Below are 10,917 nucleotides of genomic sequence, written 5' to 3' on the forward strand. Positions count from 1 at the left end.
GTGCGATGGTCCGTACAACGGCGTCGTTGTCTCCGGAAAGCACCTTGACCTCTACGCCGTGTTCATGCAACTGCTTTACGGCTTGTGCTGCCGACTGTTTGGGGGGATCGAGAAAAGCCAGGAACCCGATCAGTACCATGTCGTGTTCGTCTTCGATGGCAAAACTGTGTTCCTTGTCGGGATAACTTCTCTGAGCTACGGCCAGCACCCGCATACCCTGAAGATTCATCTGGCGGCCCGTCTCGATGGATTTTTCCTTGAGTTCGGGAGTCATGGGGCGAACTTCTCCGTCATATTCGGCATAAGCACAGATTTCCAGCATTTCTTCCAGAGCTCCTTTGGTAATGATCTGCCGCTTTCCCTGCTTGTCTTCCACTACGACCGACATTCTCCGGCGGGTGAAATCGAAAGGAATTTCGTCAATCTTGCGGTAATCATCCTTCAGATATTCCAGCTCCAGTTCTTTGACGTGCGAAAGGATGGCCTTGTCCATCAGGTTTTTCAGTCCTGTCTGGAAGAAACTGTTGAAGTAAGCATGGCGCAGGATACGCTTCCCGGTATCCGTGCTTCCGTCTGCATGGATATATTTTTCGAGCACGATCTGGTCACAGGTAAGCGTGCCGGTCTTGTCGGTACAGAGAATGTTCATGGCTCCGAAGTTCTGGATGGCGTTCAGATCCTTGACAATGGTTTTCTTCTTGGCCATGGTCACGGCACCTTTTGACAGATTGGCGGTGACGATCATGGGCAGCATTTCCGGAGTCAGTCCCACGGCTACGGATACGGCAAAGATAAATGCTTCGAGCCAGTCACCTTTGGTAATTCCGTTGATAAGGAACACGAACGGAATCATGACCAGCATGAACCGGATGAGCAGGAAACTCACCTTGCTGATACCTTTGTCGAAGGCCGTGGCTGCACGGTGCCCCGCAATGCTTTTGGCAATGGTACCCAGATAGGTATCGTTACCTGTGGCAAAGACGACGGCTTTGGCTGCACCGCTTACTACGTTTGAGCCCATGAAACAGATGTTTTCCAGGTCGACAACGCTTCCTCCCGTGTGGGTGGCGGCGGGAAGTTTCTCGATGGGATCAGATTCTCCGGTGAGTGACGACTGGCTGACAAAAAGGTCTTTGGCTTCGATGATGCGGACATCGGCCGGAATCATGTCGCCGGCTGCCAGCAGAATGACATCGCCCGGAACCAGTTCCGTGATGCTGATTTCGCTGTCGGGGCAGCCTGAACGCTTCACGTGGCAGGTGTTGGTCACCATGCGGAGCAGTGCTTCGCTTGATTCGCTGGCTTTCCATTCCTGACGGAAGCGGAGAATCGCGCTGCATATCACCATGGTTGAAATAACTATGATGGAAGTCCATTCCTGCTCACCGGGTTCCGCCATGAGTACGTCCAGCACGAAGGAAATGATGACGAGGATGGTCAGTACTCCGATAAACGGATTGATGAAAGCTTTGATGAACGTGGTGAAAGGTTTCTTTTTCTTTTCATGGACGACTTCGTTTTTCCCGTAGACCGACTGTCGGTTTTCTGCTTCCTGAGGAGTCAGACCGAGCGGTGATGTCTGAAGATGGGTGAAGACGGCTCTTGAAGCCATACCTGCCGTGTAGAATACTTTCTGGCTGTCGAAGGCAATGGATGCCTGATGTTTTCTGTTTTTCCACTTCATTGTTTCTGCTTTTTTTACAGGTTATACGATCAGTTCTTTTCTCGTTTGCGCTGCAAAAGTAGCAGAAGTCCTCCTGACAGGCTGTTAGAGGACCATTAGAGTGGTATTAGAAAATCATTAGAATGCTATTTATACGTGAGGAAGTTCGACGATGAAGGTCGTGCCTTTTCCTTCGGCAGAATGCACGTTGATCCGTCCGTCGTGCAGGTGGATAATCTTTTGTGCAAGAGCCATTCCGATGCCGTGTCCTTCGGTGGTATGTTCCTTTTCACCCCGGTAGAACAGGGTGAAAAGATGCTGTTTCTCCGTTTCCGACATACCGACTCCATTGTCCGACAGGCGGATCACGGCCCACTCTTTCCAGAAAGAAATCTGTACGACTGATGACTGGTTGGCGGCATACTTGCAGTTGTTCTCGATCAGGTTGGAGAAAGCGATGGTCAGCAGATAGAGATTTCCCCGTACCGTAATCAGACGGTCGTCGTCGGATTCCTGTTCGAAAATCAGTTCCACTTTATAGCTGGGGTGTGCTCTCAGGATGACGGAACGTGCGTCGAGCAGGAGTTCGTCAAGACGGATTTCCTGCATTTTGATCCGTTCTTTGCTGTAGTCCGCTTTGGCCAGGTTCAACAGGCCGTCGGTCAGTTTGGCCATTCGGTGGGCATCTCTCAGGGCATTGTTCAGAGTGTCGCGGTACTGTTCGGGTGTTCTTTCCTTCTGCAAGGCAAGATCCAGTTCGGCGGTCAGTGCAGCCAGAGGTGTCCGCATTTCGTGTGAGACGTTGCTGACGAACATTTTTTGTGCATTGAACGACACTTCCAGCCGTTCCAGCAGCGAATTGAACGTCGTGCTGAGTTCCCCCAGTTCATCGTTCCGGTTCTTTACGGGCAGTCGCCGGCTGATTTCTGAAGCCGTGATACGTTCCGCTTCGCTTACAATGTCGCGGATAGGTTTCAGGGAAGTCCGTGCCAGCAGATATCCGGCTCCGAAAAGCATGGAAAGCCCTGCCACGAAAAGCAGGCACAACGTGTTCTGAAGTTCTTCCAGATTCTGATAACCATATCCGTCGTAAGCTGCTGCGGTGACGATATAGTCTTTGCCATTGAACGGATAGACCATTCCGATCCCCTGGTATTTCCCGATGTGGAGTTCGATTTCCTTTTTCTGGAGTATCTGCCGGATCATTTCCCGGTTTTCTTTTACAATGTCATTTTGTATCGCGTCGTGATAAAGCATCCGGAAGTCTGTGGTATAAACAGCCACTTCCACTTCATTGATGAATTGCTTGTTGTTGGTGTAGATGGACTGCATGGTAGCTGCATCTGCCCGGTTGTTCAGGAACAGGTGGGCTTTGGTGATGGCTTCACTCTTCAGATCGTGGAAGAATGTATTGCTCCGGGTGCGTTCGCTTACCCAGTAAATAAGTATCATGCATATCAGAAAAACGGTAGCAGTGACTCCGGTGTATTTTAGGGTGAGGGTCGTGCGTATTTTCATAATTTATCTGTAAAGATAAACCCGACTCCGGGTTTGGTGTGAATGAGCTTGGGTTCGAAATCACGGTCAATCTTCTTCCGGAGATAGTTGATGTAGACATCAATGAAGTTGGTTCCGGTATCGAAATGGGTATTCCATACATTCTCGGCAATTTCCATACGGCTGATTACCCGTTCGGCGTGCTGGGTCATGTATACCAGCAGGTTATATTCCTTGGGAGACAAGCGTACCGGAGTCTGTCCGCGGAATACCTCATGTTGTCGGAGATCGATCCGCAGGTTGGCGTAAGTCAGTTGCTCGGGTTCCGGAGCAGTTTGTTCCGTATTTCGTTTGAGCAGGACTTTGATGCGGGCATTCAGTTCGCGGAAGTCGAAAGGCTTGACCATGTAGTCGTCGGCTCCGGCATCGAAACCTTCCAGCTTGTCGTCGGTCGATCCGAGAGCGGTCAGCATCAGGATGGGTACGGAAGGATTGATCTTCCGGATCTCCTTGCATAGTTCAAATCCGTCCATTTTAGGGAGGATGACATCTGAGATAACCAGTTGAAACGTGTGCTGTTTGAACAGGCGCAGCCCCATGGCTCCATCATAAGCCACCCATGTCTGATAGCCGTTTTCTTCCAGACCGGCTTTCAGCAGACCGGCTACCCGTTCTTCATCTTCTATAATTAAAATGGTATTCATAAATGGATCGGAGTTGTTTTGTCCGCAAAGATACGCTCTCCATTCAAAAGGAAACAGAAATAACCTTTTAAAAAAACGAAAAAAGTAGGTTGTCAGAGAGAGGGAATACCTGCGAACCCTTATCTTTGCAGCATGAAAATGAAACCAATGAGAAGACTGAATATACATTCTATTCTGCTGGCCTTGTGCCTGCTGTCCGGTATGACGCTGGGTGCACAGACCCGTAACCGGGCTTATGAAGAATACATCGAAAAATACCGGGAAGTGGCCATTGAAGAAATGAAACGTTATCATATTCCGGCCAGTATTACACTGGCTCAGGGGCTGCTGGAGTCCGGTGCCGGAAGAAGTGAACTGGCCCGGAAGTCAAATAACCATTTCGGCATTAAGTGTGGAAGCACCTGGGAAGGGCGGACAGTGCGTCATAACGATGATGCTCCGCGCGAATGTTTCCGTGCCTACCGGCATGCCCGCGAATCTTACCGGGATCATTCCAAGTTTTTGAGTACGGGTGCACGTTATGCTTTCCTGTTCCGTCTGAAGATTACGGATTATAAAGGATGGGCACGCGGACTGAAAAAGGCCGGCTATGCAACGGATTCCCGTTATGCACAGCGGCTGATTGATATCATCGAACTGTATGATCTGGATAAATACGACCGCAAGGACGGACTGAAATGGGCAAAAGAGAATCCGAATCCTCATCAGCCTTATCTGGCCAATGAACTGGTGTATGTCATTGCCCGTAAGGGAGATACCTTCAAGTCACTGGGTAAGGAACTTGACATCAGCCACCGCAAACTCCGTAAATACAACGAACTTCCCAAGGATTATGAACTGAAGGGAGGCGAAATCATTTACATTGAGGAAAAGAAAAAGCGTGCCGACAAGGATCACATTGTATACGTGGTGCGTAGCGGAGACTCCATGTACTCCATTTCTCAGAAGTTCGGTATCCGTCTGAAGAATCTGTATAAGATGAACCGGATGAACCCGGAATCACCGGCTCCGAAAGTAGGGGATATTCTTCGGCTCCGCTAAAGGACCTTATTCATGGTGATAAGGTCCGCCTGCCAGAATATTCATGGCGCGGTACAGCTGTTCTACAAAGATCAGGCGGATCATCTGATGTGAGAAGGTCATTTTCGAGAGAGAGATCTTTTCCTGTGCGGCAGCATATATATCCTTTGAGAATCCGTAAGGGCCTCCGATGATGAAAACGAGCCGTTTGTTGACGGTATGCATCTTTTTTTCGGCCCATTCGGCAAATTCGATGGAGCGGAACTCCTTGCCGTGTTCGTCAAGCAGCACCACTACGTCACCCGGTTGCAGCGCTTTCAGTATCAGTTCGCCTTCTTTTTCCTTTTGCTGTTCCATGCTCAGGCTCTTGGTGTTCTTCAGTTCGGGAATGACTTCCATGTCAAAAGGAGTATAATGCTTGATGCGTTCCACATAGTCATTGATGGCGGTGATGTAATGTTTCTCTACGGTGCGTCCTACGACGAGTAATGCAAATTTCATGTTTCTTTTTTATCGGTTTTTAAATGGGTTCTTTTTGCAAAGATATTGAAAATCCCTACCTTTGCAAGGTAGAAATACTTAAAAACTGAAATAGAACAATGGATGAGAAAATTGTAAAGGATTTGATAGATCGTCTGATAGATCTGTCTTTCGCAGAAGATATCGGTGATGGTGACCACACCACCTTGTCATGTATTCCGGCAGACGCAATGGGAAAGTCGAAACTGCTGATTAAGGAAGAAGGAATTCTGGCCGGTATTGAAGTGGCTAAGGAAGTCTTCCATCGTTTTGATCCGACCATGAAGGTAGAAGTGTTTATTCATGACGGAGCTCACGTGAAGCCGGGAGATGTAGCGATGATCGTTGAAGGTAAGGTACAGTCATTGCTTCAGACCGAACGACTGATGCTGAACATCATGCAGCGTATGAGTGGTATTGCAACCATGACCAACCGTTATGTAAAGCGTCTGGAAGGTACCAAGACCCGTGTGCTGGATACCCGTAAGACTACTCCGGGCATGCGTATCCTTGAGAAAATGGCTGTCAAGATCGGTGGTGGTGTAAATCATCGCATCGGATTGTTTGATATGATTTTGCTGAAAGACAATCATGTGGACTTTGCCGGAGGTATTGACAAGGCGATTACTCGTGCCAAGGAATACTGTCGGGAAAAAGGAAAAGACCTGAAGATTGAGATCGAGGTAAGAAATTTCGATGAACTTCAGCAGGTGCTTGATCTGGGCGGTGTTGACCGGATCATGCTTGACAACTTTACTCCGGAAAATACGCGTAAGGCTGTGGAAATGGTGGCCGGACGTTATGAAACAGAATCATCCGGCGGTATTACTTTTGATACCTTGCGTGATTACGCGGAGTGTGGCGTTGACTTCATATCTGTAGGTGCACTGACTCATTCAGTGAAAGGCCTGGATATGAGTTTCAAGGCTTGTTGATCCTTTTGAAAAAAAATCAGACAGAGGCATGGAAGCTGTGGCTTGTTGGTGACAGCTGCATGCCTTTGTATCTAAAGGTAGGTAATGTTTTAAAACGAGGAGGAAAAGATATGGTTAAAAGATTTACATGGATTTGGATGACTGTGGTCCTGTCTGTTTTTACAGTTAACCTGCATGCACAGGATTGGAAATCAATCATTACCGGAATAGCCAGTGCTGTGGGTGATAAAGTGACGGGAAATAATTCTCTGGAAGGAACCTGGAAGTATGCAGGTCCTGACTGTAAATTTTCAAGTGATAATTTCCTGGCAACGGCAGGCGGAGAACTGGCAGCCAAGAAGGTAGAGGAACAGATGGGTGGCATTCTCGAAAAGATAGGTTTCAAGGATGGGGCCACTTATGTATTTAATGCAGACAGTACCTATACTTCCACGATTCAGGGACGTTCCATGAGCGGTACGTATAGTTACAATGCGGACACGAAGGAACTGGTGCTGAAAACTCGTTTGGGCATCAAACTGAATATGACAGTGTCAAAAGGACTGGCGGCAAACAAGATGAGTCTGCTTTTCAAGGCCGACAAGCTGATGTCGCTGTTGCAGACAATCGGAGGTGTTGTCTCCAAACAATCCTCGAATTCCGCTGTCAGTACGGCTAATGCATTGCTGAAGGAGTATGACGGGCTGATGCTGGGATTCGAGCTGGAAAAACAATAGCAAGACTAATTTATGGCGAATTATTTAGATGAACTGAATGAAGGGCAGCGTGCGGCTGTGCTTTATAATGACGGTCCTTCTCTGGTTATTGCTGGAGCCGGATCGGGAAAGACACGCGTGCTGACCTATAAGATCGCATACTTACTGGACCAGGGCTATAAACCCTGGTCTATTTTGGCATTGACATTTACCAATAAGGCGGCCCGTGAGATGAAAGAACGTATAGCGCGGCAGGTGGGCGAGAATCTGGCGCGTTATTTATGGATGGGGACTTTTCATTCCATCTTTTCGCGTATTCTTCGTGCGGAAGCCGATGCGATAGGTTTTTCATCCAATTTCACTATCTATGATGCGTCAGACTCGAAAAGTCTGGTCAAGTCCATTATTCGTGAGATGGGGCTGGATGACAAGACTTACAAGCCGGGAGTGGTACAGAGCCGTATCAGTCAGGCTAAAAACCATTTGATCTTGCCGGATGCTTATGCTGCCAGCGGGGAATTGTATCGGGCAGATGCTGATGCCAAGATGCCTCAGTTGCGTGATATTTATCTCCGTTACTGGGAACGGTGCCGTCAGAGCGATGCAATGGATTTTGATGATCTGCTGGTTTATACCTATCAGTTGTTCAAATCGCATCCGGAGATCTGCGACAAATATGCAACGCATTTCGAATATGTGCTGGTGGATGAGTATCAGGATACAAACTATGCGCAGCATTGTATTGTACAGCTGCTGACGGGTAAACATCGCCGTGTCTGTGTGGTGGGAGATGATGCACAGAGCATTTATTCGTTTCGCGGAGCCAATATAGACAATATTCTGAATTTTACCAATCTTTACCGGGAGGCCCGTTTGTTTAAGCTGGAGCAGAACTATCGTTCCACTCAAACGATTGTCAAAGCTGCGAACAGTCTGATTGCAAAGAACCGGGAGCAGATCCGGAAAGAGGTCTTTTCTGAAAAGGAGACGGGGGAACCGATTACCGTCTTTTGTGCTTACAGTGATCTGGAGGAAGCGGAGATTGTAGGAAACCGTATCATGCAGCTCCATAGCCGTGAACATTATGGTTACAGTGACTGTGCCATTTTGTATCGTACGAATGCGCAGAGCCGTGTTTTTGAGGAAACCTTGCGTAAGAAAAACATCCCTTACCGTATTTATGGAGGTTTGTCGTTCTATCAGCGTAAGGAAATAAAGGATATTATCGCTTATTTCCGTCTGGCTGTTAACCCGAACGATGAGGAAGCATTCAAGCGGGTATTAAACTATCCGGCCAGAGGGATCGGAGATACGACATTGAATAAACTGGTGGATGCTGCAAACCGGCATAAGGTGAGTTTGTGGACTGTCGTGAATGAACCGCTGGCTTATGGCGTTGATATAAATAAAGGTGCGCATACAAAATTGCAGGGATTCCGGGCACTGATTGCCGGATTTGTTGAGGCTGTACCTCAGAAAAATGCTTTTGAACTGGGAAAAGAAATTGTATTTCAGTCTGGTATCGGACGGGAAATCACACAGGACCGTTCCCCGGAAAATCTGAGCCGTCAGGAGAATGTGGAAGAACTGATGAACGGTATTCATGATTTTTGTGCTACGCGACAGGAAGAAGGAAATACGCATTGGTTACTGTCGGATTATCTTTCAGAAGTGTCGTTGCTGACTGATCAGGACAGTGACCGCGATGCGGATTTGCCTAAAGTGACTCTGATGACCATTCACTCAGCGAAGGGACTTGAGTTCCGGAATGTCTTTGTCGTAGGGCTGGAAGAGAATCTTTTTCCGGGAGCTTCAGCTGCTTCCTCTTATAAAGAGCTGGAGGAAGAGCGGCGTTTGTTTTATGTTGCTCTGACCCGTGCGGAGGATTATTGTTTTCTTTCGTATGCGAAAACCCGGTTTAAATACGGAAAGTCTGAATTCTGCACTCCAAGCCGTTTCCTGAAAGATATTGACAGTCGTTATCTGAATATGCCGCAGGAAGAAATGCTGGCCCGTCAGATAGAGGAGCGGGGAGAACGTTTCCGGCGTGAAAATACGCAGCGCCCTGTCGTTCGGATGGAGCGTGATTACGGATATCGGGAACGCATGGTTACCGATAACGGACCGTCTATGTTTGATGGGGGAGAGATTCCACAGGAGCCTCGCCGTTTCGTGAAACCGGCTCCTCCGCGGAATTTGCGTAAGATTACTCCGGCTGTTTCTTCTTCTGCAGGACAGGCTTCTTCAGTTCAGGGACTGGCTGTGGGACAGGTTATTGAACATGAGCGCTTTGGAATCGGCGATGTAATTAACGTGGAAGGAACCGGAGATAACTGCAAGGCTACGGTTCATTTCCGTAATGTGGGCAACAAGCAGCTTCTGTTGAAATTTGCCCGTTTTAAAGTGATAGGATAAGAAATTGATAAAAAAAGTTTTTAGGAAAATAATAGAACAGATAGCATATGATGGATGTAACTCGTATTCCTTCCCCGTGTTACGTGATGGAAGAGAAGCTACTCAGAAAGAATCTGTCTTTGATCAAGCAGGTTGCTGATCAGGCAGGTGTAGAGATTATCTTGGCATTTAAGGCATTTGCCATGTGGAAATCTTTTCCGATATTCCGTGAATATATCCGTTTTACAACGGCCAGTTCGGAATATGAAGCCCGGTTGGCTTATGAAGAATTCGGAAGTCGGGCACATGCTTATTCGCCGGCTTATACCGAGCAGAATTTCCCGTCTTTCCTGAAGTATTGCAGCCACATCACCTTTAACTCTTTGTCGCAGTTTGAACGTTTTTATCCGATGGCAGCAGCTGCTTCTGAACCCATATCCTGTGGACTTCGTGTAAATCCGGAATATTCGGAGGTTGAAGTGGAACTTTATAATCCATGTGCGCCCGGAACTCGTTTCGGTGTCATGGCAGATCAATTGCCGGATGTCCTTCCAGAGGGAATTGAAGGATTTCACTGTCACTGTCATTGCGAATCGAGCTCATATGAACTGGAACGTACATTGCAGCATATTGAAGAAAAATTCTCACGCTGGTTCCCGCAACTGAAATGGTTGAATCTGGGAGGCGGTCACTTGATGACTCGCAAGGATTACGATACGGAACATCTGATTGGCTTATTGAAAGGCCTGAAACAGCGGTATCCGCATTTGCAGATTATTCTGGAGCCCGGATCAGCCTTTACCTGGCAAACCGGTCCTTTGGTGGCATCAGTGGTGGATATTGTGGAAAATCGTGGCATACGTACAGCCATATTGGACGTTAGCTTTACTTGTCACATGCCGGATTGTCTGGAGATGCCTTATCAGCCTGCAGTTCGGGGAGCAGAGACTCTTCCTGCTGATGCAGTGAAGACGGCTTCTCCGGGTGATCATATTTATCGTCTGGGTGGTAACAGCTGTTTGAGCGGAGATTATATGGGCAGCTGGAAGTTTGATCATGAATTACAGATAGGAGAACGGATTATCTTTGAAGATATGATTCATTACACCATGGTCAAGACAAATATGTTTAATGGAATTCATCATCCTTCTGTAGCTTTGCTTCATGAAGATGGAGAGCTGGAAATCTACCGAAACTTCAGATATGAAGATTATCGTGACAGAATGTGCTAAATTTATGTTTTGGACGCATCTTGAGAATCAGAGCTTTACAAAATAAATGAAAATTTGTCGATAAAAAAACGTGCTCAGGTTTTGGTAATTTCAAAAAAGAAACTACCTTTGCACTCGCAATCGGGAAAACAACCTCGGTTGTGAGTGAAAAAGCGGAAATAGCTCAGTTGGTAGAGCATAACCTTGCCAAGGTTAGGGTCGCGAGTTCGAGTCTCGTTTTCCGCTCAAATAAAGCGAGTGCAGCGTAAGGCTGAAAAG

At 47.5% G+C, this 10,917-nt stretch carries 9 protein-coding genes and 1 tRNA gene; 6 read left to right on the forward strand and 4 right to left on the reverse strand.

Annotated features, from left to right (window positions below; genetic code table 11):
• The 3 genes from mgtA to BACCOPRO_RS03635 all read right to left on the reverse strand — a co-directional run.
• On the reverse strand, positions 1-1,684 hold a 1,684-nt coding region (mgtA, locus tag BACCOPRO_RS03625; protein WP_008141024.1), incomplete at its 3' end, for a magnesium-translocating P-type ATPase.
• Positions 1,685-1,813: 129 nt separating this feature from the next.
• The gene (locus BACCOPRO_RS03630; protein WP_008141025.1) at positions 1,814-3,181 is read right to left on the reverse strand and encodes a HAMP domain-containing sensor histidine kinase; all 1,368 of its coding nucleotides are present in this window, start codon (positions 3,179-3,181) and stop codon (positions 1,814-1,816) included.
• Positions 3,178-3,864 carry a response regulator transcription factor gene (locus tag BACCOPRO_RS03635; protein ID WP_008141027.1) on the reverse strand — a complete coding sequence of 229 codons (687 nt, stop codon included), beginning with the start codon at positions 3,862-3,864 and terminating at the stop codon, positions 3,178-3,180. The genes BACCOPRO_RS03630 and BACCOPRO_RS03635 overlap by 4 nt, the downstream gene beginning before the upstream one ends.
• Before the next feature lie 147 nt (positions 3,865-4,011).
• On the opposite strand from BACCOPRO_RS03635, the gene BACCOPRO_RS03640 reads away from it, so the two are divergent.
• Positions 4,012-4,905 (forward strand): glucosaminidase domain-containing protein, encoded by an 894-nt coding sequence (locus BACCOPRO_RS03640; RefSeq protein ID WP_155819051.1) that lies wholly within the window; start codon positions 4,012-4,014, stop codon positions 4,903-4,905.
• 6 nt (positions 4,906-4,911) lie between these two features.
• Here BACCOPRO_RS03640 and rlmH read toward each other — a convergent pair whose 3' ends face one another.
• Positions 4,912-5,385, reverse strand: a complete 474-nt coding sequence (gene rlmH / locus BACCOPRO_RS03645) for a 23S rRNA (pseudouridine(1915)-N(3))-methyltransferase RlmH (RefSeq protein ID WP_008141029.1) — start codon at positions 5,383-5,385, stop codon at positions 4,912-4,914.
• A gap of 98 nt (positions 5,386-5,483) precedes the next feature.
• Here rlmH and nadC point away from each other — a divergent pair, with 98 nt between their 5' ends.
• From nadC to BACCOPRO_RS03670, 5 genes are all read left to right on the forward strand, one after another.
• On the forward strand, positions 5,484-6,338 hold the full coding sequence (gene nadC / locus BACCOPRO_RS03650; RefSeq protein ID WP_008141030.1) for a carboxylating nicotinate-nucleotide diphosphorylase: 855 nt from the start codon (positions 5,484-5,486) through the stop codon (positions 6,336-6,338).
• 110 nt (positions 6,339-6,448) lie between these two features.
• Positions 6,449-7,054, forward strand: a complete 606-nt coding sequence (locus BACCOPRO_RS03655; RefSeq protein WP_022278278.1) for a DUF4923 family protein — start codon at positions 6,449-6,451, stop codon at positions 7,052-7,054.
• A gap of 12 nt (positions 7,055-7,066) precedes the next feature.
• Positions 7,067-9,448: an ATP-dependent helicase gene (locus BACCOPRO_RS03660; RefSeq protein ID WP_008141032.1), complete on the forward strand. Its 2,382-nt coding sequence runs from the start codon at positions 7,067-7,069 to the stop codon at positions 9,446-9,448.
• Between the two features lie 47 nt (positions 9,449-9,495).
• Positions 9,496-10,659: a carboxynorspermidine decarboxylase gene (nspC, locus tag BACCOPRO_RS03665; protein ID WP_022278280.1), complete on the forward strand. Its 1,164-nt coding sequence runs from the start codon at positions 9,496-9,498 to the stop codon at positions 10,657-10,659.
• Between the two features lie 152 nt (positions 10,660-10,811).
• Positions 10,812-10,884 (forward strand) — tRNA-Gly (locus BACCOPRO_RS03670).
• The last annotated feature ends 33 nt before the right edge of the window (positions 10,885-10,917 follow it).

Origin of the sequence: Phocaeicola coprophilus DSM 18228 = JCM 13818 (genome assembly GCF_000157915.1) — a bacterium.
GTDB lineage: Bacteria > Bacteroidota > Bacteroidia > Bacteroidales > Bacteroidaceae > Phocaeicola > Phocaeicola coprophilus.

Bases quoted from the DNA above. Each gene is read 5' to 3' on its own strand.
- BACCOPRO_RS03630 (WP_008141025.1), bottom strand. From the start codon at position 3,181: ATGAAAATACGCACGACCCTCACCCTAAAATACACCGGAGTCACTGCT.
- BACCOPRO_RS03635 (WP_008141027.1), bottom strand. From the start codon at position 3,864: ATGAATACCATTTTAATTATAGAAGATGAAGAACGGGTAGCCGGTCTG.
- BACCOPRO_RS03640 (WP_155819051.1), top strand. From the start codon at position 4,012: ATGAGAAGACTGAATATACATTCTATTCTGCTGGCCTTGTGCCTGCTG.
- rlmH (WP_008141029.1), bottom strand. From the start codon at position 5,385: ATGAAATTTGCATTACTCGTCGTAGGACGCACCGTAGAGAAACATTAC.
- nadC (WP_008141030.1), top strand. From the start codon at position 5,484: ATGGATGAGAAAATTGTAAAGGATTTGATAGATCGTCTGATAGATCTG.
- BACCOPRO_RS03655 (WP_022278278.1), top strand. From the start codon at position 6,449: ATGGTTAAAAGATTTACATGGATTTGGATGACTGTGGTCCTGTCTGTT.
- BACCOPRO_RS03660 (WP_008141032.1), top strand. From the start codon at position 7,067: ATGGCGAATTATTTAGATGAACTGAATGAAGGGCAGCGTGCGGCTGTG.
- nspC (WP_022278280.1), top strand. From the start codon at position 9,496: ATGATGGATGTAACTCGTATTCCTTCCCCGTGTTACGTGATGGAAGAG.